At 71.5% G+C, this 26,729-nt stretch carries 27 protein-coding genes; 13 read left to right on the forward strand and 14 right to left on the reverse strand.

What is annotated here, in order from left to right:
* The first annotated feature begins 72 nt into the window (after positions 1-72).
* Positions 73-1,086, forward strand: coding sequence for a prephenate dehydrogenase dimerization domain-containing protein (locus ABTX78_RS22335; protein WP_352208537.1), 1,014 nt, complete (start codon positions 73-75; stop codon positions 1,084-1,086).
* Positions 1,077-2,345: an ATP-grasp domain-containing protein gene (locus ABTX78_RS22340; RefSeq protein WP_352208538.1), complete on the forward strand. Its 1,269-nt coding sequence runs from the start codon at positions 1,077-1,079 to the stop codon at positions 2,343-2,345. Before ABTX78_RS22335 ends, ABTX78_RS22340 begins: the two co-directional genes overlap by 10 nt.
* Before the next feature lie 124 nt (positions 2,346-2,469).
* On the opposite strand, the gene ABTX78_RS22345 is transcribed toward ABTX78_RS22340, so the two are convergent.
* Positions 2,470-3,435: a pirin family protein gene (locus tag ABTX78_RS22345; protein WP_352208539.1), complete on the reverse strand. Its 966-nt coding sequence runs from the start codon at positions 3,433-3,435 to the stop codon at positions 2,470-2,472.
* 130 nt (positions 3,436-3,565) lie between these two features.
* On the opposite strand from ABTX78_RS22345, the gene ABTX78_RS22350 reads away from it, so the two are divergent.
* Entirely contained in the window at positions 3,566-3,901 is a 336-nt protein-coding gene (locus ABTX78_RS22350; RefSeq protein WP_352208540.1) for a tetratricopeptide repeat protein, read from the forward strand.
* A gap of 262 nt (positions 3,902-4,163) precedes the next feature.
* Here ABTX78_RS22350 and ABTX78_RS22355 read toward each other — a convergent pair whose 3' ends face one another.
* Both ABTX78_RS22355 and ABTX78_RS22360 read right to left on the reverse strand, forming a co-directional pair.
* Positions 4,164-4,514, reverse strand: a complete 351-nt coding sequence (locus tag ABTX78_RS22355; RefSeq protein WP_352208541.1) for a VOC family protein — start codon at positions 4,512-4,514, stop codon at positions 4,164-4,166.
* Between the two features lie 159 nt (positions 4,515-4,673).
* Positions 4,674-6,104: a dihydrolipoyl dehydrogenase family protein gene (locus ABTX78_RS22360; RefSeq protein ID WP_352208542.1), complete on the reverse strand. Its 1,431-nt coding sequence runs from the start codon at positions 6,102-6,104 to the stop codon at positions 4,674-4,676.
* A 150-nt stretch (positions 6,105-6,254) separates the two neighbouring features.
* Here ABTX78_RS22360 and trxA point away from each other — a divergent pair, with 150 nt between their 5' ends.
* Positions 6,255-6,650 carry a thioredoxin gene (gene trxA / locus ABTX78_RS22365; protein ID WP_352208543.1) on the forward strand — a complete coding sequence of 132 codons (396 nt, stop codon included), beginning with the start codon at positions 6,255-6,257 and terminating at the stop codon, positions 6,648-6,650.
* 176 nt (positions 6,651-6,826) lie between these two features.
* On the opposite strand, the gene ABTX78_RS22370 is transcribed toward trxA, so the two are convergent.
* The gene (locus tag ABTX78_RS22370; protein ID WP_313942722.1) at positions 6,827-7,096 is read right to left on the reverse strand and encodes a hypothetical protein; all 270 of its coding nucleotides are present in this window, start codon (positions 7,094-7,096) and stop codon (positions 6,827-6,829) included.
* A gap of 109 nt (positions 7,097-7,205) precedes the next feature.
* Positions 7,206-8,228, reverse strand: coding sequence for a LacI family DNA-binding transcriptional regulator (locus ABTX78_RS22375; RefSeq protein ID WP_352208544.1), 1,023 nt, complete (start codon positions 8,226-8,228; stop codon positions 7,206-7,208).
* 794 nt (positions 8,229-9,022) lie between these two features.
* Here ABTX78_RS22375 and ABTX78_RS22380 point away from each other — a divergent pair.
* Together ABTX78_RS22380 and ABTX78_RS22385 are read left to right on the forward strand one after the other, a co-directional pair.
* Complete coding sequence (locus tag ABTX78_RS22380) at positions 9,023-9,721, forward strand: alpha/beta fold hydrolase (protein WP_352208545.1); 699 nt, start codon at positions 9,023-9,025, stop codon at positions 9,719-9,721.
* 150 nt (positions 9,722-9,871) lie between these two features.
* The gene (locus tag ABTX78_RS22385) at positions 9,872-10,333 is read left to right on the forward strand and encodes a type II toxin-antitoxin system PemK/MazF family toxin (RefSeq protein WP_352208581.1); all 462 of its coding nucleotides are present in this window, start codon (positions 9,872-9,874) and stop codon (positions 10,331-10,333) included.
* Here the strand turns inward: ABTX78_RS22385 and ABTX78_RS22390 are convergent.
* A complete protein-coding gene (locus ABTX78_RS22390) occupies positions 10,318-11,151 on the reverse strand; it encodes a TIGR02452 family protein (protein WP_352208546.1) in 834 nt (277 codons plus the stop codon). The genes ABTX78_RS22385 and ABTX78_RS22390 overlap by 16 nt on opposite strands.
* A gap of 136 nt (positions 11,152-11,287) precedes the next feature.
* On the opposite strand from ABTX78_RS22390, the gene egtA reads away from it, so the two are divergent.
* The 4 genes from egtA to egtD are packed head-to-tail and all read left to right on the forward strand — an operon-like array spanning position 11,288 to position 15,589.
* On the forward strand, positions 11,288-12,562 hold the full coding sequence (gene egtA / locus ABTX78_RS22395; RefSeq protein ID WP_352208547.1) for an ergothioneine biosynthesis glutamate--cysteine ligase EgtA: 1,275 nt from the start codon (positions 11,288-11,290) through the stop codon (positions 12,560-12,562).
* Positions 12,559-13,875, forward strand: coding sequence for an ergothioneine biosynthesis protein EgtB (gene egtB / locus ABTX78_RS22400; RefSeq protein WP_352208548.1), 1,317 nt, complete (start codon positions 12,559-12,561; stop codon positions 13,873-13,875). Before egtA ends, egtB begins: the two co-directional genes overlap by 4 nt.
* Positions 13,875-14,630, forward strand: a complete 756-nt coding sequence (gene egtC / locus ABTX78_RS22405) for an ergothioneine biosynthesis protein EgtC (RefSeq protein WP_352208549.1) — start codon at positions 13,875-13,877, stop codon at positions 14,628-14,630. The genes egtB and egtC overlap by 1 nt, the downstream gene beginning before the upstream one ends.
* Positions 14,627-15,589: an L-histidine N(alpha)-methyltransferase gene (gene egtD, locus ABTX78_RS22410; RefSeq protein WP_352208550.1), complete on the forward strand. Its 963-nt coding sequence runs from the start codon at positions 14,627-14,629 to the stop codon at positions 15,587-15,589. The genes egtC and egtD overlap by 4 nt, the downstream gene beginning before the upstream one ends.
* On the opposite strand, the gene ABTX78_RS22415 is transcribed toward egtD, so the two are convergent.
* The 8 genes from ABTX78_RS22415 to ABTX78_RS22450 form a co-directional block, all read right to left on the reverse strand.
* Entirely contained in the window at positions 15,484-16,353 is an 870-nt protein-coding gene (locus tag ABTX78_RS22415) for a lysophospholipid acyltransferase family protein (RefSeq protein WP_352208551.1), read from the reverse strand. The genes egtD and ABTX78_RS22415 overlap by 106 nt on opposite strands.
* Complete coding sequence (locus ABTX78_RS22420; protein WP_352208552.1) at positions 16,350-17,186, reverse strand: GNAT family N-acetyltransferase; 837 nt, start codon at positions 17,184-17,186, stop codon at positions 16,350-16,352. Before ABTX78_RS22420 ends, ABTX78_RS22415 begins: the two co-directional genes overlap by 4 nt.
* 135 nt (positions 17,187-17,321) lie before the next feature.
* A complete protein-coding gene (locus ABTX78_RS22425; RefSeq protein ID WP_352208553.1) occupies positions 17,322-18,572 on the reverse strand; it encodes an extracellular solute-binding protein in 1,251 nt (416 codons plus the stop codon).
* A 180-nt stretch (positions 18,573-18,752) separates the two neighbouring features.
* A complete protein-coding gene (locus tag ABTX78_RS22430) occupies positions 18,753-20,165 on the reverse strand; it encodes a cellulose binding domain-containing protein (protein WP_352208554.1) in 1,413 nt (470 codons plus the stop codon).
* Positions 20,162-21,676: a beta-N-acetylhexosaminidase gene (locus ABTX78_RS22435; protein ID WP_352208555.1), complete on the reverse strand. Its 1,515-nt coding sequence runs from the start codon at positions 21,674-21,676 to the stop codon at positions 20,162-20,164. Before ABTX78_RS22435 ends, ABTX78_RS22430 begins: the two co-directional genes overlap by 4 nt.
* A gap of 10 nt (positions 21,677-21,686) precedes the next feature.
* Complete coding sequence (locus tag ABTX78_RS22440) at positions 21,687-22,436, reverse strand: carbohydrate ABC transporter permease (RefSeq protein ID WP_352208582.1); 750 nt, start codon at positions 22,434-22,436, stop codon at positions 21,687-21,689.
* Between the two features lie 95 nt (positions 22,437-22,531).
* A complete protein-coding gene (locus ABTX78_RS22445) occupies positions 22,532-23,428 on the reverse strand; it encodes a carbohydrate ABC transporter permease (RefSeq protein ID WP_352208556.1) in 897 nt (298 codons plus the stop codon).
* Positions 23,425-24,558, reverse strand: a complete 1,134-nt coding sequence (locus ABTX78_RS22450) for an extracellular solute-binding protein (protein ID WP_502993926.1) — start codon at positions 24,556-24,558, stop codon at positions 23,425-23,427. Before ABTX78_RS22450 ends, ABTX78_RS22445 begins: the two co-directional genes overlap by 4 nt.
* On the opposite strand from ABTX78_RS22450, the gene ABTX78_RS36175 reads away from it, so the two are divergent.
* The 3 genes from ABTX78_RS36175 (at position 24,557) to ABTX78_RS22460 (ending at position 26,723) form a co-directional block, all read left to right on the forward strand.
* The gene (locus ABTX78_RS36175) at positions 24,557-24,706 is read left to right on the forward strand and encodes a hypothetical protein (RefSeq protein WP_502993927.1); all 150 of its coding nucleotides are present in this window, start codon (positions 24,557-24,559) and stop codon (positions 24,704-24,706) included. The genes ABTX78_RS22450 and ABTX78_RS36175 overlap by 2 nt on opposite strands.
* Before the next feature lie 185 nt (positions 24,707-24,891).
* Positions 24,892-25,719 carry a GntR family transcriptional regulator gene (locus tag ABTX78_RS22455; protein WP_352208557.1) on the forward strand — a complete coding sequence of 276 codons (828 nt, stop codon included), beginning with the start codon at positions 24,892-24,894 and terminating at the stop codon, positions 25,717-25,719.
* Positions 25,720-25,934: 215 nt separating this feature from the next.
* Positions 25,935-26,723: a GntR family transcriptional regulator gene (locus ABTX78_RS22460; protein WP_352208558.1), complete on the forward strand. Its 789-nt coding sequence runs from the start codon at positions 25,935-25,937 to the stop codon at positions 26,721-26,723.
* Positions 26,724-26,729 lie beyond the last annotated feature (6 nt).

The following is a 26,729-nucleotide window of genomic DNA, read 5'->3' on the forward strand; positions in this document are numbered from 1 at the left end:
TCTGCGAGGTGACCCGGTGAGAACCTGCGTGCCCGGTTTCGGGCCATCCGGACGAGAGAGGGAGGACGGGGCATGAACGTCGCGACCACAGACCCCGTGGCGGCTCCCCGGCGGATCACGCTGCTGGGCGCGGCCGGCACGGTCGGCCGCTGGTACCGCTCCCATCTGACCGGCGCCGGGGACACCGTGACCACTGCCGACCTCGCACCCGGCACGGACCACGACGAAGACGTACGCACGCCCTCGCAGGACCTGCGCTCGGCCGTCGCCTGCGCCGACGAGGTGGTGCTCGCCCTGCCCGAGGAAGTCGCCGCGGCGTGCCTGCCGTGGCTGGCCGAATCGGCCCGCCCCGAAGCCGTGATCGTGTCCACCTGCTCGGTCCAACTGCCCCTGTTCGACGCCGCGTCGGAGCTCGGGGTCCGCCCTCGGCTGCGCGGTGTCAACCCGATGTTCTCGCCCACGCTGCCCGCCGCGGGCCAGTCGGTCGTGGTGATCACCCCCGAACCCGCGTCCGGTACAGACCCTCATGTCGGCCGGATGTCGGCACGTCTCGGAGCGGGCGGCATGACGGTCACCGTCATGGGCCCGGCGGACCATGACGCGGCGATGTCCGTCCTCCAGGCGCTGCCGCACGCCGCGATCCTCTCCTTCGTGGACGCGTTCCTGAGCGCTCCGGTGGACGTGCCCACCCTGATGCGGATCGCCCCGCCTCCGGCTCGCACCCTGGTGGCGCTGGCCTGTCGCATCCTGGCGGCTCCGCCCGAGATCTACTGGGACATCCAGCGGGTCAACGCCGAGAGCGGCGCCCGCCGCAAGGACCTGATGTCCTCGCTCCAGCGTCTCGGCACACTCGTCGACGCGGACCGGGCCGCCGACTTCCACGCGGCTCTCGCCTCGGCGGCGGAGCAACTGGGCCCCTACGCGGCCGAAGGCGCCCAGGAGTGCCAAGAACTGTTCGAGCTGGTCCAGCGGCGCAGGACCACACGGCAGACGTGCGCCGACACGTCCCGGGCCGCCGGACCCCGGGACCGATGCACCCGCCCTTTCCCCACCGAAGACCAGCCGGGAGACCGACGATGTCCGTGACCACTCCACCCGCGAAGACCCTGCACCACCTTGCCGTCTTCGGTGACCTCTTCGACATCCCCGACCGAGCCCTCAAGACACTCGGCGACGGAGTCCGGATCACGCTGTTCGTCCCGAGGTCACGCCTGGCGGCCTGTGACGGCGCCGAGCACGCCCACGCGGTGATCGCCCTGGCCGACGACGCCGACGCGACGGCGTGGACCGACGCCGTGCGGGCCGTACACGCCTCGGTGCCCCTGACCCATGCTCTGGCCCTCGTCGACCACTTGGCGTACGAAGCGGCTGTGGCCATGTCGGCGATCGGCTTGCCCTTCCACACCCCGACGACCATGGCGCGGGTGGGTGACAAGGCGCTGATGCGCCGGACGCTCGACGAACGGGGCTTGTATCCCGTGCCGTTCCGTCTCGCACCCGACCTCGACGAGGCGCGTGCGGCCGTCTCCGGGATCGGGCTGCCCTGTGTCTTCAAGCCGGTGTCCGGCACCGGCAGCGCGGGCGCGGTCATGGTCCGCGAGGAGAAGGAGATCGAGGCCGCCTACCTGGAGGCGTCCGGACACGGTCAGGACGTTCTGGTCGAACAGTTCGTCACGGGACCGCAGTTCAGCGTCGAGGCGCTCTCGGAGGACGGCCGGCATCTCGTGCTGGCCATCACTCGCAAGTACTCGGACCCCGCCACCCTGGTGGAGCTCGGCCATGTGATGCCGGCACCGCTCTCCGAGGACGACGCGGCCGCCGTGGCGCGGTGCGCCGAGGATGTCCTCGACGCCGTGGGCCTGACGTACGGTCCGAGTCACACCGAGGTGATCCTCGGCCCGGGAGGCCCGGTCCCGATCGAGACGCACGCCCGGGTGGGCGGCGACGACATCTGGCTCATGGTGCACGCCGCGACAGGCGTCGACCTGGACACGGTCCAGCCCGACCAGGCCCTCGGCCACAGCGTGCTGGACTCGGTGCGTTCCACCCTGGAGACGTACGCACCCCAACGCCGCTACCAGGCCGTGTGGTTCGGGGCCGCACGCGAAGCGACCACGTTCACCGGAGCCGACCTGCCGAGCGGCGAGCATGTGCAAGTCACCGCCCTGCGTTCGGAGGGCGACCCGGTACGGCCGCTCGCCTCGACGAACGACCGCGTGGTGAAGGTACGCGCGACCGGAACCACCGCGGACCAGGCCCTGACCCTCGCCCGCGAAGCGGCCGCCGAGGCCTGCGCGGCCCTGTCCCTGGACCCGTCCCCGACCGATCCCGCACACACCTTGTGACGGCCGCGGGGCCCTGAGGGGCTCCGAAGCCGATGGGGCCGTCCCCGTCACTCGGACGCGAATCTCTCAGGACGGGGCCGGATCGCCGCGACCGGGGATGCGCCGGACCCCGGCCGCATACGGTTCAGCGCACCCGTCCCCGCGCCTTCAAGGGCGTCGGGGGCAGCGTGGGCGCGGGGAGCGGAGCTCCGTCGTAGCCCTTCACCTCACCGAAGCGGGCGCCCTCCATCCATCCGCGGCGGGCGTCCTCGATCTCCTGCTGGGACCGCCCGATGAAGTTCCACCACATGATGATCTCCTCCTCGAACGGCTCACCGCCCAGCAGCATGAGACCGGCGTCGGACTCGGCGCGCAGGGGGAGTTCGGTGCGGCCGCAGCCGAGGTAGAGCATCGAGCCGGGCATGAGGGGCACGCCGTCGACGTGGGCCTCGCCCGACATGGCGAGCACCGCGTACTCGAAGTCGGGGTCCAGTGGCAGCCCCGTCTCGGTACCACCGGCGAGCGCCAGGTCCGCGCCGACGATAGGGCTGTACGTCGTGCCGGGCGAAGTGGCGCCGTCGAGTGAGCCGAGGACGACCGTGGCGGTGAGTCCGGGCGCGGTGACGACAGGCAGATCGGTGTGGTGCTGAAAGTGCGGCTCGACCTGGCGGTGGACGTCCGGGAGTGCCACCCAGAGCTGGGCACCGTGCAGAAAGCGGGCGTGCGGCCGGGGGCTCTCCTCGGAGTGGCTGATCGCCCGGCCCGAGGTCATCAGGCCCAGCTCGCGCGGCCGGATGGTGGCGAGGCTCCCGGTGCTGTCGCGGTGGAGCACCTCACCGTCGTGCAGCCAGCTGACGGTCTGGAGTCCCATGTGCGGGTGCGGCGGCACCTGCATCCCGGGTTCGTCGGCGATGTCGTCCGGGCCGTAGTGGTCGACGAAGGCCCACGCCCCGACCATCCGGCGGCCGAGGTTGGGCAGCAGCCGGCGTACCTCGGTGGACTCGCCGAGCGGTACACGACGGGGACTGAGGAGCTCACGGACGGGCTCGGCGACGACGAACCCGCGACCGCCGCAGACGGAGAGGGTGGCCTGACGATCGAGATTGCTCATGACGCTCAACCTATTCCTGTACGGGCGGTGGCGGTCTGCCCCCACGCGTCCAGAGTAGTGGAATGTTCAACCATCTTCTTCTGTTGAACGGACCACAGGCACGAGAGACAAAACCCGAGGAGGAGAACGGATGAACGACACCTACTACGAGTTCGGCACCGCCGCCGAGCGGTGGGACCGTGCGCAGCTGTTCTTCGACGCCAAGGAGTACCAGACGGCCGCCCGGATCCTGCGAGGGCTCGTCGCCGAGGAACCGCGGCAGATCGCGCAGCGACTGCTGCTTGCGCGCTCCTACTACCACTCCGCCCAGCTGCAGCGCGCCGAGACCGAGCTGCGTGCCGTGCTGGAGCTCAGCCCCGTGGAGCACTACGCACGGCTGATGCTGGGGCGGACCCTGGAGCGCCAGGGTCGGCCCGCCGACGCGGCCGCGCATCTGCGGATGGCGGCCGCGATGTCCGGGGAGTGACCGGCCCCGGCCCGGCAGGTCGGGCGAGCCGCCCGGTGACGCGCCTGGTCGCCGAGCACCTGGGTGCGACCGGCCGCCCGGCCGACGGCGGCGATCGCCCCGATGGGCAAAGCGCCGGAGAGCACGGTCACCCGCGCCGGCATGCCCGACGACGAGCACGGGCCCGTGGCCGCCCCAAGGGAATGTGAGGGGGGCGGCCACCGGCGCGGTGTGCGAACCGTACGACGCGCCGCGGCAGCTGAACCGCGGGGCGCCGCGGGGTTCAGCCGCGGTGGCTGAGCACGTTGACCACCCGTCCGTTGGGATCGCGTACGAAGAAGCGCCGTACGCCCCACTCCTCGTCCCGCAGCGCGTGCACGATCTCCGCTCCCCGCTCGACCATCGCCGCGTGCACGGCGTCCACGTCATCGACCTCGATGCTCATGTCGGCCTCGACCGGCGCGGTCTCGTCGTGCGTGAAGAACGAGATCTGGGCCGTGGGATCGCCGGGTGACGCGAGCGTCATGACCCAGCCGAGGTTCATCACCTCTTCCAGACCGATGAGGCCGTAGAAGTCCCGGCTCTCCGCAAGGGACGCGGTGTGGATGTCGGGCACCACGCGGCGTACGGACATGGGCGGTTCCTCCCTGGGTGGTGGTGGGGTGCCGGGGGCCAGGAGCGGTCACGCACCCCTTCGTGAGGCCGCGCGACCGCGACCGGCGGACGGGCCCGGTCGCGGTCGCGGAACCCGAACAGGACCAGCCGCGGTCGCGGTCGCAAAGCTCGGGCAGGGTCAGCCGCGGTAGGTCTCCATCAGCCGCAGCCACACCTCGCTGATCGTGGGATACGCGGGCACCGCGTGCCACAGGCGGTCGAGCGGCACCTCCCCGACCACCACGACGGTCGCCGAGTGCAGCAGCTCCGTCACTCCGGGGCCGACGAACGTGACACCGAGAACGACCTCGCGGTCCAGGTCGACCACCATGCGGGCACGGCCGCGGTATCCGTCGGCGAAGAGGCCCGCGCCCGCGACGTCGCCGATCTCGTAGTCGACGGCACGCACCCGGTGTCCGGCCGCCTCGGCCTCGGCGAGCGAGAGCCCGACGGCCGCGGCCTCGGGGTGGGTGAACACGACCTGCGGCGCGCCCACCAGGTCCGCGGTGGCGACGTGCGCGCCCCAGCGGTCGGTCTCCAGCAGCGGCACCTGGCCGGCCCTGGCCGCGATGGCCGCCCCGACGATTCGCGCCTGGTACTTGCCCTGATGGGTCAGGAGCGCGCGGTGGTTGACGTCGCCGACGCCGTAGAGCCAGTCGCTCCCCTCGACCCGGCAGGTGTCGTCGACCGTCAGCCACGAACCCGGCTCCAGGCCCACCGTCTCGAGCCCGATGTCCTCGGTCCGCGGCGCCCGGCCGGTGGCGAAGAGGATCTCGTCGGCCTCGATCCGTTCCCCGCTTCCCAGTACCGCCCTGACGGGGCCCGTGCCCCCGGTGCGCTCGACGGACGCGACCTCCGCGTTCAACCGGATCTGCACGCCGGCTTCCGTGAGGGCCTCCGCGAGGTGCTCGCCCACGAAGGGCTCCATCTTGGGGAGCAGTCCGCCGCCCCGGATCAACATGGTCACCTGAGAACCCAGTGCCTGCCAGGCGGTGGCCATCTCCACCCCGACGACTCCCCCGCCGACGACGGTCAGCCGTCCCGGCACGGTGTGGGAGCTGGTCGCCTCACGGCTGGTCCACGCCTTCGCGCCGGCGAGGCCGGGCACATCGGGCAGGACCGCGCGGCTGCCGGTGCACACGGCGACCGCGTGCCGGGCGGTCAGGACATGGTGCTCTCCCTCGGGACCGTCGACCACGACCTTCTTGGGGCCGTGGAGGCGGCCATGGCCCCGGTAGAAGCGGGCGCCCGTCGATTCGAGCCAGCCGACCTGGCCGTCGTCCTTCCAATGGGCGGCCTTCTCGTCCCGGTGGGCCAGCACGGCCTGGGTGTCCAGCGGTCCCTGCACCGCCTGGCGCAGCCCCGGGACCTGGCGCGCCTCCGCCCGGGCGGTCACCGGGCGCAACAGCGCCTTGCTGGGCATGCACGCCCAGTACGAGCATTCGCCGCCTGCCAGCTCACTTTCCACGACCGCGGTGCTCAGGCCCGCGGCTCTGAGCCGGTCCACCACGTTCTCGCCGGTGGGGCCCGCGCCCAGCACGACGACATCGAATTCCACAGCTTCCGTCATGGGGACAGTCTGGTGCTGGGGTGTGCGCCCTGGCCACATGGGCATGGGCAGGAATAGCAAGGCTCCGGGCACGGTTGTCGGGGGCAGCTGACGGACCGGGGTTATCTCCGGGACGACACACCAGCGAACATCAGGGAGAGGTAGTACGTCATGAGCACTGTTGAGCTCACCAAGGAGAACTTCGATCAGGTCGTGAGCGACAACGACTTCGTCCTGATCGACTTTTGGGCGGACTGGTGCGGCCCCTGCAAGCAGTTCGCTCCGGTGTACGAAGGTGCCGCCGAGCGTCACTCCGACCTGGTCTTCGCCAAGGTCGACACGGAGGCCCAGGGAGAACTGGCCGCCGCGTTCGAGATCCAGTCCATCCCGACGCTGATGATCGTCCGTGAGAACGTCGCCGTCTTCGCCCAGCCCGGCGCCCTCCCCGAGGCCGCGCTGGAGGACGTCATCGGCCAGGCGCGGGCCCTCGACATGGACGAGGTCCGCAAGTCGATCAAGGCCGCCGAGGCCAAGGCAGCCGGAACGGACGGCGCACCCGAGGCCTGACCCGGCCCCTGTCCCGTACGAGGCGCTGCCTCAGCTGTGGTCCCGACCGTACGGCCGGGACCACAGCCATGTCCGGGGCCGGGTCGTCATCCCGGCTGTGCGACATCACCGCCGGTTCCGGGCTGCTGCCCGCAGCACCGGCACCGGTTCGCGCGGCGTCGTCGTGAGTCGTGTCGTCAGAGGCTCTTCGGCTCGACGACCCGCGCCGAGAGGCCGTAGTCCAGCTCCGCGCCGTCGACCAGCAACGCCTCGACGGTCCGCGTGGCGGGGTCGATGTCGGCCTCGACCCCCTGGCCCACGTACCGCGGATAGCCGGACTCACCTCGGTCGCCCGTCGCCGCGACGATGGCCGACCGGATGGCGGCCCCGGCGAGGGAGGCATGATCGTCGCCCTCGATGTGCTCGGGCACCACCAGGATTTCGAAGCGCTGCGGATCGCTGGTCATGCACGTGACGCTAGCCACCCACCGCCCCGCGCGCACGTCGTCCGCCCCGCGGCACGTCGCTCGCCAGGTCGGTCAGGCCCGCCAGTCCGGTCGGAACGACGGCGATGGATCAGCTGGATTCGCGGTGCACGGCCCTGGCCCCCATCAGGTCGTGGATCTCCGGTTCGTCGCCCGGCTCACGGACCATGCCGTCGACCAGTTCGGCCAGCCGGCGGCCCGTCACCATGTCGATGTGAACGGTGCTCAGTCGCGGCCGCAGGAGCCTGCCCAGCAGCAGATCGTCCGCACCGATGACGGCGGTCGTTCCCGGGACATCGATGTCCTCGTCCTGGAGAGCGCGCATCAGGAGTTGGGCGTGCTCGTCGTTGTACGCGTACACCGCGTCCAGCTCCAGCTCCCGCCAGCGGGCGGCGAGCGCGGCGGCCGATTCCTCGTCGTACGACAGGGGCAGCGGCTCGATGCGGGCGCCGGTGACCGCGGCCGCCCTGCGGGCACCTTCGAGCCTCGGCTCGGAGAACAGCTCGAGGCCCGGATCATCGGGCATCACGACCCCGATGGCCCGCCGGCCGCGTGCGACGAGGTGCGACACCGCGCAGCTTCCGATCTCGCTCTGGTCCATGACGAGCGAGTGCGCTCCATCGACCCGTCGTGGGCCGAGGGTTATGACGGCCTTGGCGCCGGAGCGTTTGAGTACGTCGACGCTGTGGCGGGTGAGCGCCACCTCCCCGAAGGAGACGACGGCAACCGGCCGCAGCTCCGCCCAGGCCCTGGCTGCCTCGTCGCCCTCGAGTCCGAGGCTGCCGTACTGAACGACCGTGTAGTCGAGTCGGCGCAGCGCCCACTGGAGTTCGTTGAAGAACTGGCTGTAGAGGGGCCCGACGGGGACGTGAGCGGTCGGCAGCAGCACCATCCGGGTGTGCCCGGCGCGCAGGCTGCGGGCGGCGGCATGAGGGACGTATCCGAGTTCCTCGGCGGCCTCGCGGACACGTCGGCGGGTGGGCTCACTGATGCGCACGGCCGACGTGTTGTTGAGCACGTAGGAGACGGTGGCCCGGGAAACTCCGGCCAGCCGGGCGACATCGGCGCTGGTGGGAACGGGGCGTTCTGCGGACTGCTTGGGTGTCTGGCTCATCGCCCTCGGCATCCTTCCAGAACGGTGCCGAACGCCGTCCGGTGGATGGCCGGAAACGAGCACCGGGAAGGGTTTACACGCGTCAGTGACACGCGCCATCCTCGGTTCGGCACCCCGGCTTCCCCACCTCATCCGGAGGGCAGTGTGACCGCTCGGTCTTCCTTCTCCGCCGGCTCGACGATCGGCACCGGCCGGGCGGCTCCCCAAACCCCTCGAAACCGGACCGCCGAAATCCGCCGAAAGCCCGGGGCCGCGAGGTGCCGCGCGGAGGACCGCGATGTAAGCGCTCTCGGGCGGCGTCCCGGCGGTCCGCCACCGCCTGCACGCCGGGGAGATCGAACCGCCCCGGAACGTGGCCGAGTTCGGTCTGATCTTCGGCCCGAACTCCGGTGCCTTGACGCCCGGTTCGCGGGTTCGGCCCGGCGGCGTATGGTGGATCGGCTCGCGGTCTGGCCCAGCGGCAGGCGGAGGATCGACTCCGGGTCCGGCCCGCGGCAGGCGGCAGGCGGCACACGGGTCCGGCCCGGCGGAGGGCGGAGGATCGGCGCGGGATCCGGCCCGGCGGCGCGTGGCGGTCGGGTTTCGGGCCCGCTGCCCGACGGACGGCGCGGGCCCGGCCCGGCGTCCCGGCCACATCGGCGCACCGGCGCCGGATTGGGAAGCCGTACCGGCGCGCCGTCCTAGCCACGGCGCTCCGCCCGAGCCCGAACCACCCGATCCACCCGATCCGCAAGCCCGGTTCGACCAGATCGACCCGCCCCATCGCCCGCCGCCCGCACCGGAAAGGCATCACCGTGAAGCTCCACACCACGACCTGGGGGACGGGTGACCGTCTCGCGCTCCTCGTCCACGGCATCATGGCCGACCACCGCACCTGGCGGCGGGTCGGACCCGCCCTCGCCGCGCGCGGTTACCGCGTGCTCGCCGTCGATCTGCGCGGTCACGGCGCGAGCGGTCGAGCGGACCGCTACACGCTCCAGGACCACACCGACGACCTCGTGGAGACGCTGCCGACCGGCGCGGAGGTGGCCATAGGCCACTCGCTCGGCGGTCTGGCCCTGTCCCGGGCGGTACGACAGCTGGCCCCGCGACGAGCCGTCTACGTGGATCCCGCCTGGCACCTGCCGGACGGCGACGACGGCTACCGTCCCGACCTCTTCGCGCAGGCGAAGACGCTGACGCGGGAGCAGATCCGGGCCGCCAGTCCGCGCTGGGACGAGGTGGACGTCGGAGTCGAGCTGGAAACCCTGCGGCTCTGGGAGAAGGGGACCGCCTACGGTCTGACCGGTCTCGTCGGCACGGATCTGCTGCCCGCCGAGCCCGTCGTACCGTCGCTCGTCGCGCTCGCGGACCCGAGCACCCTCGTTTCCGCCGAGCGGGCGGCGTTGCTCGCCGCACGGGGCTTCGCGGTGCGGACGGTCCCCGGCGCCGGTCACACCATCCACCGCGACGACTTCGACGGCTTCATGGCGGCGCTGGACGGCTGGGTCTGACGCCTGCGCACTCGGGTTCCCCGGGGGGCGGAGCGGACGGCAGGTGCACGCGCCGCCCCGGTGGCCGACTGCGACGTGCGCCGGCCGCGCAGCTCCCCGTACCCGGCCCGGGCCCCGGACCGGCGAGGCCCTACCGTGGGGCACGTGACGATCTTCCGCGGTTCCTCCGGCTCCTCCGACGACCTGTCCCGGCCCGGCCGCAGCGGCTCAGGAGCGACGACCGAGGCCGACCCCGCCGAGGTGGGTCCGGTCCGGACGTCGTACGCGCCGGACCGCGACGGCGACCCGGACCCCGGCGAGATCGTGTGGACGTGGGTGCCGTTCGAGGAGAATGACGGACGCGGGAAGGACCGCCCGGTGCTCGTCGTCGCCCGGGAGCCCGGTGGCACGCTGCTCGCCGTGCAGCTCTCCAGCAGGCGGCACGACCACGACCGCGAGTGGGTGCCGATCGGCGTCGGCCCGTGGGACAGCGCGGGCCGTGAGTCGTGGGTCGACCTGGACCGTGTGCTGCGCGTCCACGAGAGCGGGATGCGCCGTGAGGCGTGCGCGCTGCAGCGGCCGCGGTTCGACGCGGTCGTCGCGCGGCTGCGGGAGCGCTACGGCTGGAGCTGAGGGGCGAAGGCCCGGCGGAAGGCCGCGAGGGTCGAGCCCTCCGGCGTACGGTCGAGGACCGCGAAGACGACGTGCTCGAAGTGGCCCGCGAAACGGCCGTCCGCGGTGAGGAGCGCGTGGAACGCGTCCGCAACCGCGCCCGGGTCGTTGCGGAAAACCCCGCAGCCCCAGGCGCCCAGCACGAGCCTGCGGTACCCGGCCGCGACGGCCGTCTCCAGGACCCGTTCCGCGCGGGCCGCGAGGGCGGCCGGAATGCGGTGGGCCTGCTCGGGTGTGCGACGGGTGATGACCCCGGCGTTCGGTGCGGGCGAGGTGAGGAAACCGGCGGTGTACGGCGTGTTGAGCAGCCGTCCGCGGTCGTCGCGGAAGACCGGGACGCCGGGGGAATGAATGACCCGGTCGGAGTAGAACGGATCGCGGTCCGCCCGGTGGTGTGCGTAGTACTCGGGGGCGCGCAGCAGCGTGCTGTAGAGGGCGGATGCCCGGCACAGCGCCTCCTCCTGCGCCTGGGCGCCGTTCAGATAGCCGCCGCCGGGGTTGCGTGCCGAGGCGAAGTTCAGCACGGCGAGCGGTGCGGTGTCCGCCGCGGTGAGGCGGCGGGCGGCCTGGGTGCTGCTCTCGCCGGTGACGTCGAAGACCGTCGTACGGCCGCTGTCCGGGGTGGCGGGCACGCTCGCGGGCCCGTACATCCGGGTCCCTTCCAGGGCGGCGGCCAGATCCGGAGCGATCACCACGCGGCGTCCGTCGGACGCGACGTAGTGACCTATGTCGACGATCTCCTGGTTGTGCCTGGCGATCCCCCGCAGTCGTGCACTCATGCATCACATCGTGGGTGAGCGACGACAGGTGGGGCAATCGGGTTTACGTGCGCCACACGGGCCCCAAGGGCGCTCTTGTGCGAACCAGCGGCGCTGGCCTTAGGTTGGCAGAGTGCCTTCGACGGAGGAGCGGATCATGCACCCACCTGATCCCGGCGATTACGGCCGGCCGATGGACGAGGGAGAAGCGGAAGATCTCCTTCGATGTATCTGCTTCAAGAACGGCCCGCCCAGCACGGTGGGTGTGGAACTGGAATGGCTCGTACACGACCAGGACAGACCCCATGACCCCGTCCCGGCCGACCGCCTGCTCGCGGCATACGACCGGGTGCGGTCCCTGCACCTCGACTCGCTCCTCACCTTCGAACCGGGCGGCCAGCTGGAGCTCAGCTCGCTCCCCGCCACCTCCCTGACGGAGTGCATCGACTCCGTCGCCGCCGATCTGGACGCCGTACGCGCGGTGCTCCGGCCGGCCGGACTCGCCCTCGCCGGATATGGACTGGACCCGTGGCAGACGCCGCGCCGGCTCCTCCACGAACCCCGGTACGAGGCCATGGAGGCCTTCCTCGACCGTACCGGCCCCGCCGGCCGCGCCATGATGTGCACCTCCGCCTCCGTCCAGGTCTGTCTGGACGCGGGCAACGAGGAGCCCGGACCGCTCGGCCACGGCAGACGCTGGCAGCTCGCGCATCTCCTCGGCGCGGTACTGACCGCCGCTTTCGCCAACTCCCCCGCGCGAGCGGGCCGCTACACCGGCTGGCGCTCCACGCGTCAGGCCGTGTGGGCCGAACTGGACTCCGTGCGGCCGCTGTCACCGCCCCTGGACCGGGAGCCGCGGGCGGCATGGGCGGCGCATGCCCTGGACGCACCCGTGATGTGTGTACGTGCACCCGAAGGACCCTGGGCACGGCCGGAGGGGCTCACCTTCCGCCAGTGGCTGCGCTCCGGCGGGCCGCGCCCGCCGACCCGCGAGGATCTCGACTACCACCTGACCACGCTGTTCCCGCCCGTGCGGCCGCGTGGCCATCTCGAACTGCGCATGATCGACGCCCAGCCGGGCGACGACGGCTGGATGGTGCCGTTGGCCGTCACCACGGCCCTGTTCGACGACGCCGAGGCGGCCGAGACCGTCTACCGCGCCGTCAAACCGCTGGCGGAGTACGCCGGTCCACTGCCCGCCCCCTGCAATCCGCTGTGGACGAGCGCCGCCCGGGACGGGCTGGCCGACCCCGAACTGCACGCGGCGGCCGTCACCTGCTTCGGCGTCGCCCTGGAGGCGCTTCCCCGCACCGGTGCTTCCACCGCGGTGCAGGAGGCGGTCGCCGCCTTCAACGAGCGCCATGTCCTGCGGGGCCGATGCCCCGCCGACGATCTGCGCATCCCGTCACTCGGGAAGGAACCGAGCTCATGACCGACGACCTCAGGCGACGCGCGCTCGACGCGCTGATCACCGCCCGGGACCGCACCGCCGGTCTCACCACCTGTGTGGACGAGAACGAACTGATCGCCCAGCACTCGCCGTTGATGTCCCCGCTGGTGTGGGACCTCGCACACATCGGCAACCAGGAAGAACAGTGGCTGCTGCGGACCGTGGGCGGCCGTGAGGCCCTGCGGCCCGAGATCGACTCCGTCTACGACGCCTTCGAGCACCCCCGCGCTCTGCGGCCGACCCTTCCCCTGCTCGCCCCGTCCGAGGCCCGGACCTACGCCTCCGACGTACGGGGCCGGGTCCTGGACATCCTCGAGCGAACCCCGCTGGAGGGCACCGGCCCGCTGACCGACGCGGGCTTCGCCTTCGGCATGATCGCCCAGCACGAGCAGCAGCACGACGAGACCATGCTGATCACCCACCAGCTCCGCAAGGGCCCGGCGGCGCTCAGCGCGCCCGAGCCCCCGGCGGGTGGAATGCAGGGCCTGGCCGAGGAGATCCTGGTCCCCGGCGGCCCCTTCACCATGGGCACGTCGACGGAGCCGTGGGCGCTGGACAACGAGCGGCCCGCGCACCGGCGCGACGTGCCGGCCTTCCATCTCGACACCGCGCCGGTGACCTGTGGCGCCTACATCGCGTTCATCGAGGACGGCGGTTACGACGACCCGCGCTGGTGGGCTGCCGAGGGCTGGGACCAGATCCGCCGGCACGACATCGGCGCACCCCTGTTCTGGCGGCGGGAGGCGGGACAGTGGCTGCGCCGCCGCTTCGGCGTGACAGAGCCGGTGCCCGCGGACGAGCCGGTGCTGCATGTGAGCTGGTACGAGGCCGACGCCTACGCCCGCTGGGCGGGGCGGCGGCTGCCGACCGAGGCCGAGTGGGAGAAGGCCGCCCGCCACGACCGGGAGGCGGACCGGTCGCGCCGCTTCCCGTGGGGCGACTCGGACCCGACCCCCGAGCAGGCCAACCTGGGACAGCGCCATCTGCGTCCGGCCCCCGCCGGAAGCTACCCGGAGGGCGAATCCCCGCTCGGCATCCGGCAGTTGATCGGTGATGTGTGGGAGTGGACGTCGAGCGACTTCCTGCCCTACCCCGGCTTCGCGGCGTTCCCCTACCGCGAGTACTCCGAGGTGTTCTTCGGCAGCGCCCACAAGGTGCTGCGCGGCGGCTCGTTCGCCGTCGACAAGGTGGCCTGCCGCGGCACCTTCCGCAACTGGGACCTCCCGGTGCGGCGCCAGATCTTCTCCGGGTTCCGCACCGCGCGGGACGCCGCCGGCCACGAGGATGTCGCCTGATGTGCCGCCATATCGCCTATCTCGGACCGCCTCTGCCACTGGGACAGCTGCTGGCCGAACCGGCACACGGTCTGCTGCGGCAGTCGTGGGCACCCCGCCGCCAGCGGTACGGGACGGTCAACGCCGACGGGTTCGGCGTCGGCTGGTACGCCGAGGGCGATCCGGTGCCCGCGCGCTACCGGCGCACCGGACCCATCTGGGCGGACCTGTCGTTCACCGACATCGCCCGGGTCGTCCGCAGCGGGGCGGTGCTCGCCGCCGTCCGTGACGCCACGGAGGCCGGCGCCGACGGCGAGGCCGCCGCGGCTCCGTTCGCCTCCGGGCCCTGGCTGTTCAGCCACAACGGGGCCGTCAGGGGCTGGCCGCGCTCCATGGCGCCGCTCTCCCTCTCGCTGCCCGCCACCGATCTGCTGTCGCTGGAGTCGCGCTGCGACTCGGCGCTGCTGTGGGCCCTGGTGCTGCGCAGGCTGCGCGACGGCGACGAACCCGGCCAGGCCATCGCCGAGACCATCCACGAGGCGGCCGCGGCCGCACCGGATTCGCGGCTGAACTTCCTGCTCACCGACGGCGAGACCATCGCGGCGAGCGCCTGGGGCGACACCCTGTGGTACCTCGCCGAGCCCGGCCGCAGCACGGTCGTGGCCTCGGAGCCGTACGACGACGATCCGCACTGGCGAGAGGTGCCCGACCGGACACTGCTCGCCGCAACCCGTACCGATGTCCTGCTGACACCGCTCAAGGAGCCCACTTCGTGAGCCCGTTCCTCCTGACCCGCACCCTGCCCGAGGACGCCACCGACGCCGCGCTGCGCGCCGACGTCCTGCACGGGCTCACCCGCACGCCCAAGACCCTGCCGCCGAAGTGGTTCTACGACGCCCGTGGCAGCGAGCTGTTCGAGGAGATCACCCGGCTGCCCGAGTACTACCCCACCCGCGCCGAGCGCGAGATCCTGATCGACCGCTCGGCGGAGATCGCCGCGGTGACGAAGGCCCGGACGGTGGTGGAGCTGGGCTCGGGCTCCTCGGAGAAGACCCGTCATCTGCTGGAGGAGCTGAACGATCTGCACAGCTATGTGCCGGTCGACGTGAGCGAGAGCGCCCTGCGGGGCGCGGCCGAGGCACTGTTGGAGGACCATCCCGGGCTCCATGTGCACGCTCTGATCGCCGACTTCACCCGCGGGCTCGCGCTGCCCGGCACTCCGGGCCCCCGGCTGGTCGCGTTCCTCGGCGGCACGATCGGCAATCTGCTGCCGGCCGAGCGGGCGGCGTTCCTGAGCTCGGTGCGGTCGCTGCTCGACCCCGGGGACGCGCTACTGCTGGGCACGGACCTCGTCAAGGACGAGGACGTGCTGGTGCGCGCCTACGACGACGCCTCGGGGGTGACGGCCGCGTTCAACAAGAACGTCCTGAACGTCCTCGCCCGGGAGCTGGGCGCGGACGTCGACCCCGCCGACTTCGACCATGTGGCGCGGTGGGATGCGCAGGAGGAGTGGATCGAGATGCGGCTGCGGGCGCGTCACGCCCTGAGCGTGAAGATTCCCGAGCTGGATCTCGTGGTCGCCTTCGAGGAGGGTGAGGAGATGCGCACCGAGGTCTCCGCGAAGTTCCGTCAGGAGGGTGTACGGACGGAACTGGCGGCGGCGGGGATGGAGTTGACGAACTGGTGGACGGACAGGGAGGGCAGGTTCGCGCTGTCCCTGGCGACGGCCTGCTGAGCCGCGCGGGCCAGTGAGCGGCGGTCGGGGAAACTCCCCGCCGGGATGGCCGGCAGCAGCCGGATCTCGGCGGTGAGTTCACCGGCCGCCACGACCCGCCACAGGGACGCGGGCAGCGAATCCTCGCCGACGAAGGCGGCCGCGCCGGTGGGCAGATAGGTGATGCGGACGGGCTGCACGCTCGCGCCGGCGTCGAGGGCGGCCTGGAAGACGGCGTGCCGGAACCTGCCCTGCTCTCGCCCGCACCAGGTGGACCCTTCGGGGAACGCGATGACCCGGGCGCCCCCGCGCAGCGCGGCGGCCATCTCGGCGACGGTCGCGGGGAGCGTGCGCAGCCGGTCGCGCTCCAGGAAGAAGGTGCCGCCGCGGGCCGCGAGCGGTCCGAGGACGGGCCAGTGTCTGACCTCCGTCTTGGCCAGCATCCTTCCCGGCAGAGCGGCTGCTATCAGCGGTATGTCCAGCCAGGAGATGTGGTTGGCGACGACGAGGGAGCCCCGCGGGGCGTACGGCCGGCCGACGATGCGCAGGCGCACGCCGAAGGCGCGCAGCACCGCCCGGGTCCAGCAGCGGGTCGCCAGGTGCCGGAACCGGGTGCCCAGCACCAGGGCGAGCAGTGCCACCAGCGGCCCGACGAGGATGCCGGCGAGCGCGGTCAGCAGCCCTGCCGTCAGCCGGGCGACCGCGGTGACCCTGCCGGCCACCGCGTCCTGGTGGGTGGCGCAGCCCGCGGGGGTGCAGGGCGCGCCGGGGAGCCAGACGCTCATCGCCCGGGGGCGAGCGAGAGGAAGTGGTTCAGGTAGCGCGGGTTGGTACGGCGCAGCGAGAGCAGCACGTACAGATCGGCGACACCGAAGTCGGCGTCGTGGGCGGGCGCCCCGCACACCCAGGCGCCGAGGCGGAGGTAGCCGCGCAGCAGGGCGGGCAGTTCGGTGCGGCCGGTGGGAAGGGCGACGGCGTCGGCGTTCCAGAGCTTGTGGGGGGTGACCCAGTACTCCTCGGGGGCCAGGTTCTTGCTGCGGACCGTGGACCAGGTGGCCGCGGCGAGGGTGCCGCCGTCCGCCAGCGGGATCGAGCAGCAGCCTGCCAGCCAGTTGTGTCCGGTGCGGGTCATGTAGCGGGCGAGCCCGGCCCAGATGAGGCCGATGACGGCACCGTTGCGGTGCAGCGGGTGGACGCAGGAGCGGCCGACCTCGACCAGGTCGTCACGGATGGGGGCGAGCCGGGCCAGATCGAACTCGGTCTCGGAGTAGAGCCGGCCGGCCGCGCGGGCCCGGTCGGGCGGCAGTAGCCGGTAGGTGCCGACGACCTCGCCGGTGTCCGCCTCGCGCACCAGCAGGTGGTCGCAGTACGCGTCGAAGGCGTCGATGTCCAGACCGGGCTCCGGCCCGTCCAGTCGCGCGCCCATCTCGCCGGCGAAGACCTGGTGGCGCAGCCGCTGGGCGGCGCGGACGTCCTCCTGGTCGCGGGCGAGGGAGACGATGTACCGGGGCTGCTCGGCCTCCAAACCCTCGGCCTCGGGGAGCCTGGTGGGGAGCGCGGTGGGGACCGGCGCGGGGAGTGGGAGGGGGGCGGCGACGACGGCTGGCGATGCGGGCATGGCTGTCTCCTGTGCCGGACGGAGGGGGACGGACCGCCGGTGCGGCGGGCCGGCTCCTTACTTCTTCCGTGGCCGGCTGGATTCGACATGACAGCCTGGCGGAGAGTGGATGTGCGACGGCTGAATGCCGGGGTGTCACCCGCGTGCGAGGACGTCCGTGATGCGCTCGGAGGCCTGCCGCGCCGCACGTGCTGCGTTCTTCCCCTGAAGAACGGCGGTCATATAGGTCTTGATCGGGTTGTCGGCCTCGACCTCGGCCCACTGCGGAGAGTTGGGGGTCGCCCGGCCCTGCGCGGCTCCGGCGGCCATCGCGGCCGTGCCCTCCTCGCCTTTGAGCACGCCGGCGAGGGTCGTCTTGTTGGGGACGTAGTTCATGGTACGGGCGAGATCGGTCTGCCAGCGTGTCCCGGCCAGCGCCTTGACGACCTCGATGGCCGCCCCCCGTTCGCGGGCCTTCTCCGGGACGATCAGGTCGGAGCCGCCGGTGAAGACGGACCCGGGTCTCTCGGCCGTCTTGCCGGGCACGGGGAAGTAGCCCAGCTTGCCCTTCAGGCCGGGGTTGGCCTTCTCGATGACGGTCGCGGCACCGGGCACGGCGATGATCTGGGCGACATTGCCCCGGGCGAAGACCTCGGCCTGGGGCGGGGTCTGCTCGTCGGCGGCCTTGGGCCCGTCACCGTGTGCCTGGAGTTCCTTGTAGAAGGCCATGCCGCGCAGCGCCGCCGGGGTGTCGAGGGTGCCCTGCCAGTCGCCGCCGCTCTCGACGGCCAGGTCCCCGCCCTCGTCCCAGATGAAGCCGGACAGGGTGTACCAGTCCTGGCCGGAGAGATAGATGCCCTGGACGCCGTTGCCGTCGAGCTGTTCCGAGGCGTCGAGCCACTGCGCCCTGGTCTTGGGGAGCGCGGTGATCCCGGCGTCGGCGAAGAGGTCCTTGTTGTAGATCACGACGCGGTTGGCCGCGTACCAGGGAATGCCGTACTGGGAGCCGTTGATGCTGCCGGGTTCGGCGAGCCCCGGCAGCCACTGCTCGTTGCCGAGGTCGCGTACGGACTCCAGCGTGAGGTCCAGCAGGGCGTCGCTCTCCGCGTACTGGGCGACCTGGGTGTTGCCGACCTCGATGATGTCGGGCCCCTTACCGCTCTCCAGCGCGGCCATGACCTTCTTCCCGATGCCCGTCCACTCCTGGAAGGTGACGTCGAGCTCCACGGAGGGGTTGTCCTTCTCGTACGAGGTGGTGAACCGCTGCAGGAAGTCGTCGGAGACGCTGTCCTGCATCAGCCAGATCCGCACGGTCCGGGTGTCCGATCCGGTGCCGGGGATCACCCCGCAGCCGGTGAGCGTGAGCGCGGAGACGAGCGCGACGGACAGGGCACGGAAGTTCTTCACAGCGGTCACCTTCGGCGAGAGGGCACGGGAGTGGACCCGACATGGGGGGAAGCGCGCTCCGCGCTCGCACGGGTGTGGGTGGAGTTTGGTATGTACCAATGCCCGGGTCAACCCCGGCGGTCGGCCGGGGGTTCGCACGCTGGGGCGGGCGCGCCACGGCACCCGCCCCCGCGGCGACGGTCAGCCGGTGCCGGGCACCGTGTCCTGGAAGGCCGTCCCGGCGGAACGGAAGGCGGCCACCCGGGCGCTCACCTGCGCGGGAGTGAGCACCCGATCCTTCACATGCAGCACGTAGTCGACCTTCTGGTCGTACGAGCGCGGGGTGGTGCTGGTCTGGCCCGCGAGATCGATGAGCCACTGGTTGACGTTGATGGACATGGGGCGCTCGGGCAGATACCGGGCGTCGTGCCGGCCGAACAGGGTGCCGTCGACGTAGTAGGTGATGGCGCTGTTGTCGATGGTGACGACGAGGTCGTGCCAGCCGGCGTAGCTGGTGCGTGCCTCCGAGTGCTGGTTGACGGCCTCCCAGGGGTCGGGCCGGTAGGTCTCCCACGACGTCGTGTAGAGGATGTTGGCGGGCTCGCCCCAGCCGCCGTTGGGCAGGTACTCGAAGTCGTACTCGGCGTAGTCGTCCGCCATCGGCGCCGTGAGGTCGTTGATGGTGAAGAAGGTCTGGACGAGGCGGTCGCCGTCGGGGCCCGACCGCGGGGCGTCGGAGAACCTCACGCGTGCCGCGTAGGTGCCGTTCTTGAACTTCATGGCCCGGGTGAGGACTTCGGTCTGCTCGGTGGAAGCAGCCGTACCAGCCGTGGAGGTCTCCAGGTTCATGATCGAGTTGGCCCCCTCCCTGGCGAAGGTGACGTTCTCCGGTACCCAGGCCGCGCCCGGCACTCCGGGTCCGCCGGAGTTGGAACGAACGTGCCAGCCATGGGCGTTGAGCGCAGGGTCGGTGTGCGAGGTGTAGGTGAAGTCGTCGAAGAGCGTGGCGCCGTCGCCGGGCGGGTCGGTGGGGTCGGTCGGATCCGGGTCGGGGTCGTTGCCCGCCGGGGCGGTTCCCCACACGGTCGTACCACCGACGGTCGCGGTGACCTTGGACCAGTCGGCGTAAGCCGTCTGGGAGGCGGCGAAGGAGTAGTCGTCGTGCTGGTTGATCGCCTGCCAGTCGCTGCGGTGGAACCGCAGTTGCATGTCGCCGGTGTCCGCGCCGGCGGCGAGCGATCCCGCGCCGGCCGTGAAGCCGATCTCCAGATAGCGGTCGGCGTCGGCCGTGGACCGGGTCAGGGTGCCGAAGGTGCCCGTGATGTGGGCACAGCCCTTCACCGCCCAGGAGCAGGCGAAGCGGTACGAGGCTCCCGCGTCGGCCTTGAAGTAGTAGCGGATCTTCACCTGGCTCAGCGGGACCGAACTGCTGCCGGTGTTGACCACCTTGAACCAGGGCTCGGCCTGGTCGCTGCCGGTGGCGCTCTGCCGGTACTGGACCTTGACCTGTTCGCCGGCGGCGGCCGCCGGCAACGCGGTCAGCGTCGCGCAGCCGAGGCCGGCCACGGCCGCGGCGGCCACGGCGGCTCGAAGGCGCAGGGGACTGAGGCTCATGGGGAATCCTCTCGGGACGGGTGGAGCACGGGGGGCCGGTCCGGCACGCCGAGCGCGTCGAGCCGGGCTCTGTGGCGGTGCATACACGCCTGGAATCCGGGCCAGTCGTGGCCGCCGGACCAGGCGGTGTCGGCGAGCGCGCACAGCCGGGGGAAGGCGAGATATTCGGCGTGCGCGGGGGTGGTGACGTACTCGGTCCACAACTGGGCCTGTGTGCCGAGCACCCGGGCCGCGGCCTCCGGCTCCCAGTGAGCGGGCGCCGGATCGGTCGCGTGGACGGTCCGCAGGTCGACGACCCGGCCCGGCTGACCGGGCGGCTCACCGGGCAGTGCGGACTGGCGGTAGTCGAGGTACGTGGAGCGGTACGGCGCCATGATCACCTGCCGGCCACCACGGGCGGCTGCGAGGCCGTGCCGCTGGTCCCGCCACGGCAGCACGGTGAAGGTCTCCGGCAGATCGACACCGGTCTCGGTCCAGCCGAGCGGGCGTCGGCCGCGCTCCGTGACGAACTCGCCCATACGGCCCATGAACCAGCCGTGCAGGGCGTCGGGACCCGCAAGCCCTTGCTCGGCGACCCGGGCGAGCGCGGCGGGCGACCGGTGCCATTCCGTCGTCGGGCACTCCTCGCCGCCCAGGTGGACGTAGCGCGAGGGAAAGGTGTCCATCACCTCGTCGAGGACAGTGCGGCAGAAGTCCAGGACCTCGTCGTGGACCCCGAGGACCGTGTCGCACACACCCCATCGGCGCCAGACCTCCAACTGCCGCCCGGGACGGTTGCCCAGATGCGGGTAGGCGGCGAGCGCCGCGCGCGCATGGCCCGGCATCTCGATCTCCGGTACGACGGTGATGCCGCGTGCGGCGGCGTGGTCGATCAGCCCGGCGAGTTCCTGCCGGGTGTACGCACCGCCGTGCGGGGTTCCGCCGACCTCGGTGAGCTTCGGGTGGGCGGCGACGGGCATACGCCAGCCCTGGTCGTCGGTGAGATGCAGGTGCAGCACGTTCAGCTTGTGCAGGGCCAGCAGGTCGGTGAAGCGCCGCAGGAAGGACACGGGCTGGAAGTGCCGGGCCACATCCAGCATGGCTCCGCGCCAGGCGAACCTGGGGACGTCGGTGATCTGCACACAGGGCACGGACCACGGGGTGCCCCGCACCGGGCTCCCGGAGAGCGCCTCGGGCGGCAGCAGTTGACGGATCGTCTGGACCCCGTGGACCAGCCCCTCGGGGCGGCCGGCCCGCAGCAGTACCGCGTCGGCGCCCACGGTGAGTCCGTACCCCTCCGTGCCGAGTCCGGTGAGGCCGGCGTCGAGGGCGATGACCACGCGGCCGTCCGCGGCGAGGGGCAGCGGCAGTCCCGTGGCGGGGGCGAGCAGGGTGCGCAGCAGCGCGGCCGCGGGCTCGGCGCCGGGCGCCGCGCGGACGGACGTACGGTCGTCGAAGGTGAACCGGCCGTTCGTGACCGTGAGTTGGGACGGCCGGGGCACCACGTCGATGCGATGACGGGACAGCGGCATGCGGCTTCTCCTATCCCTTGACCGCTCCGCCGGTCATTCCGGCGGAGACCCGGCTCTGGAGCACCAGGAAGAGGACGAGGACGGGCAGCGCGAAGAGGGTGGAGGCGGCCATGGTGGCGCCCCAGTCGGTGCCGAAGACGTTCGAGAACGAGGAGAGCCAGACCGGGAGGGTGCGGTCGTCCTGGTTCTTGATGATCAGCATGTTGGCGAAGGCGAACTCGTTCCAGGCCGTGATGAAGCCGAACAGCGAGGTGGCGAGCAGACCGGGGGCGAGCAGCGGCAGCGTCACCCGGCGGAAGGCGGCGGCCCGGGTGCAGCCGTCGACCTGGGCGGCCTCCTCCAGTTCCACGGGGATCCCGGTGAGGAAGCTGCGCAGGGTCACGATGGTGAAGGGCAGTGTGATCATGAAGTAGACGAGGCTCAGGGTGGCGAGCCGGTCGAGCATGTCGGTGTCGCGGGCGATGACGTACATCGGGATCAGCAGCGCCTCCCAGGGCGCGACCTGGGCGACGAAGACCATCAGCACGAAGCCTCGACGGCCCCGCCAGCGCAGCCGGGCCACGGCGAAGGCCGCGCCCAGCGCCACGACCAGAGCGAGCAGGACACAACTGGCGGTCACCAGCAGGCTGTTGCGCCAGAAGGACCAGAACCCGTCGGCGTTCACGGCCGCGGAGAAGTGGTCGAGCGTGAGGTCGGTGGGCAGGAAGACGGGTGTCTCGGCCTGGATGTCCCGGGTGGGCTTGAAGGCGGTCAGGATCATCCAGTAGACGGGGAAGACGCTGAGGACGAAGGCGATCAGCGCCGCCGTGTTCAGCGGGAGCCGGCGCAGTGCGGCGGGTCCGGGTCGCGGGAGTCTCACAGCTCGGCCTCCTGACGGAACATCTGCCGGAAGTAGAGGATCAGCGCTGCCAGCAGGATGAGCACGGTCAGGGTGGCCGCGGCAGCCCCGAGGTCGTATCGGTGCAGGGACTGCGCGACCTGGTAGGCGTAGACCGGCAGGGTGGTGGTCGCGCCGCCGGGCCCGCCCTTGGTGACGGCCCAGATCTGGGCGAAGCAGCGGAAGACCCAGATGACTTCGAGGCACAGGACGAGACCGAAGACCGGGCGCAGGACGGGCAGTGTGACGGAGTGAAAGATCCGCCAGCCGCCCGCGCCGTCGATCCGGGCCGATTCGACCAGTTCGGCGGGGACGGTGGTCAGGGCGGCGTGCAGGGTGACGGCGACGAACGGCACGGACTGCCAGACGACCAGCAGGACGAGGATGGTGAAGGCGGAACCGCCGTGCGCGAGCCAGGAGTAGTCCCGGAAGGACTCGAACCCCAGCCGGACGAGTAGCCAGTTGACCACGCCGAGGCGTGAGGAGAAGAGCCACTGGAAGACGGTGGTGGTGGCGATGACCGGGCTGGCCCAGGCGAGGACCAGTCCGCTCATCACCAGGATCCGCGGGCCCTTGCGCAGTCGCTGGAGCATCAGGGCGACGACGGTGCCGAGCACCATGATCAGTACGACGTTGAGGACGGTCCACCACAGGGTGCGCCGCACGACCTCCCAGAAGGCCGTGTCGCCGAGGATCTCCCGGTAGTTCTCCAGGCCCGCGAAGCCGGCGCCACCGCGGATCAGCTCCGCCATTCCGTAGTGCTGGAAGGAGATGACCAGGTTGCGGACCAGTGGATAGGCGAGGAGGAAGGCCGCGCCGACGACGGTGGGGGCGATCAGCAGATAGGGCCAGAGGGCGCGGGGGCCGGCCCTCATGAGCCGAGGGTCTTGGTGATGCTGTCGGAGGCTTTCTTCGCCGCCTTCGCGGGGTCGCTGCCGGTGAGAACGGCGGTCATGTACTGCTTGATCGGGTTGGTGGCCTCGACGGCCGCCCACTGCGGGGAGTTGGGAGTTGCCCGGCCCTGGGCGGCCGCCGCCGCCATCGCCGCCGTGCCCTCGTTGTCCTCGATCACCTTGGCGAGCGAGGTCCGGTTGGGGACGTAGCTCATGGTTCTGGCGAGGTCGCTCTGCCACTTCTCCCCCGCGAGCGCCTTCACCACCTGGTAGGCGGCGTCCTGGTGGGCGGAGGCGGCCGGCACGATCAGGTCGGAGCCGCCGGTGAAGGTGGCCCCGGGCTTGTCCGCGGTCCGGCCGGGGATCGGAAAGAAGCCGAGCTTGCCGGCGAGCGACGGATTGGCCTGTTCGACGATCTTCGCCCCGCCGGGCACGGAGATGATCTGGGCCACGTCACCCTTGGCGAACACGTCGGCCTGGGGCGGCTTGGCCTCGTCGGAGTCCTTGGGCCCCTTGCCGAGCGCCTGGAGCTGCCGGTAGAAGTCCATGCCCTTCAGGGCCTCCGGGCTGTCGAGCGAGCCCTGCCAGGCACCACCGCTCTCCTCGGCGAGTTCGCCGCCGTCCTCCCAGATGAACCCGGCGAGGGTGTACCAGTTCTGGCCGGGTAGATAAATTCCCTGCACCGGGCCCGCGTTGAGTTTGCGGGTGATGGCGAGCCACTCGTCGCGCGTCTTCGGCGGCGCGGTGATGCCGGCCTTGCCGAAGAGGTCCTTGTTGTAGATCACCACCCGGTTCGCCGCGTACCAGGGAATGCCGTACTGCTTGCCGTCGACCTTGCCCGGTTCCGCGAGTCCGGGGAGCCAGTCGGCGCCCTTCAGTTCGGTGACCTTGGAGCCGAGGTCGGTGACACCGCCGCTGGCCGCGTACTGCGCGACCTGGGTGTTGCCCACTTCGATGACGTCCGGTGCGTCCTTGCTGGCCAGGGCGGCGGTGACCTTCTCACCGATGCCGTCCCACTCCTGGATCTGGATGTCGAGGGTGGTGCCCCGGTGCTCCTTCTCGAACGCCTCGGTGAACCGCTGGAGATATGCGTCGGAGACGCTGTCTTTCATGATCCAGACGGTGAGCCGTTCGTCGCCGCTCGCCGATCCGGAGCCGGAGGACGACGTGCTGCAGGCGGTGAGCGCGGTGGTGGCTGCCAGGGCGGCGGCAGCGGCGATGAAGCGAGTCTTCACGGATGTCACCTCGGAGATGAGTTGACCAATTGGTCAACTGGCCAACGGTGTGGCTAGAAGGTGGCATGGACCAATGTTGACGTCAAGAGCCCTGAAAAGCTGGGTTGTTCACGGAGTCGGCCATGGACCCGACGGAGCCTCAGTGGTCAGAACGTCGTTTACCATCTGACCAGTTGTCGACGAGGCGGACCACAGAGAGAGGCCGGGGCGATGGAACGCAGCACTTCGGGTGCCGTACTGAAGCGGGAGCGGGTACGGGAGTTCCTGCTCGCACTGGTCGAGGACCGCAGGCCCGGCGACGCCATCCCCTCCGAACGCACCCTCAGCGCCGAACTCGGCGTCTCCCGCCCCACCCTCCGCGCCGCCGTCGACGAACTCGTCGCCACCGGACAACTCGTCCGCGAACACGGCCGCGGCATGTTCGTCGCCCCCGCCAAAATCACCCAGGAACTCGTCTCCGACGACGCCGCGTTCGCCGTGCCACGCGCCGCGGGCACCTGGTCCAGCACCGTGCTGGAGCTGGCCACGATCCGTGCGGGGGCCCGCATCGGCCGCAAGCTGCGCATCTCACCGGCCGCCGAACTGGTCTACATCGCCCGGCTGCGGCTGGTCGACGGGTCTCCGATGGCCATCGAGCATCTGCACATCCCCGCCGAACTGGTCCCCACCCTCACCCCTCAGGAGCTGGGGGCCGGCGATCTCTACGACCATCTGCGCGAGCATCACCGCGTCTTCGTGAACGAGGCCGTCCAGTCCATCGAGCCGACCGTGGTCAACGAGGCCGAGGCGGCCGTGCTCGACGTCCCGGTCCTCTCCCCCGCGCTGCTGGTGGAACGGCTGACCACCGACACGGCGCAGAACCCCGTCGAGTACGTCCACTCCGTCTACCGGGGCGACCGGTACCGCATCGTCTCCCGGCTCGCCCTCGGCACCTCCGTGCCGTGTCCGCGCCCGGAGGGCCATCATCCCGGCATCCCGCCGGGCGACTTCGCACACGGCGACATCATCAATTCCTCCACCACGGGCGACGCCTACTGAACAGGGCGGCCGTCGAACGGAACGGCTGCTCACCCCTGGGGGCTCGCCGCACCACATCCGGCCGCACACCTTTGCCACGCGCAGGGCCTGCCGACCGTGGCCGCCCACTGACCCGGCGGTGAGTGCCGCCCGCGGGTGCCCGCAGCGCTGCCCGTATCCTCGAAGGCCCACCGCCGGCTCCGCCCCGGACCGGCCCGCAGTTCAGGAGGGCGAGGATGCCCGGCACCCGCTCTCCCCGCACGGTGCTCAAGCGGGAGCGGGTGCGCGCGTATCTGCTGACGCTGGTCGAGGACCGCAGGCCCGGCGACGCCATCCCCTCCGAACGCACCCTCAGCGCCGAACTCGGCGTCTCCCGCCCCACCCTCCGCGCCGCCGTCGACGAACTCGTCGCCACCGGACAACTCGTCCGCGAACACGGCCGCGGCATGTTCGTCGCCCCCGCCAAAATCACCCAGGAACTCGTCTCCGACCGCCATCCCGCCTCGGCACCGGAGGCGACGGGCGCCTGGTCGAGCCGGGTTCTGGAGTTCAGCACGGTGAGCGCGGGCGCCCGGATCGGGCGGCGCCTGAAGGTGTCCCCCGCCGACGAGCTCGTGCACGTCGCGCGGCTGCGCCTCGTCGACGGCACGCCCATCGCGCTGGAGTATCTGCATATCCCGGCAGCCCTGGTCCCCGGGCTCACCGCGGAGCAGATGGAGGCGGGCTTCTACACCCATCTCCGCGAGGCGCGCGGAGTGCGGACCGCCCAGGCCGTGCAGTCGATCGAGCCGACCGTGCTGAGCGAGGACGAGGCCGTGCTGCTGGGCGTCCCGGTGCTCTCCCCCGCCCTCCTGTTCGACCGTGTCACCTCCGACACCGCCGGACGGCCGGTGGAGTACGTACGGTCCCTCTACCGCGGCGACCGGTACCGCATCGTCTCCCGGCTCGCGCTCGGCACCTCGACGGACGACCGTCCTGCTCCCGACGCCTCGCGCACGGCGGCTTGGTGGGGCACGGTGGAGTAACGCATC

Source organism: Streptomyces sp. NPDC096193 (assembly GCF_040302905.1).
GTDB lineage: Bacteria > Actinomycetota > Actinomycetes > Streptomycetales > Streptomycetaceae > Streptomyces.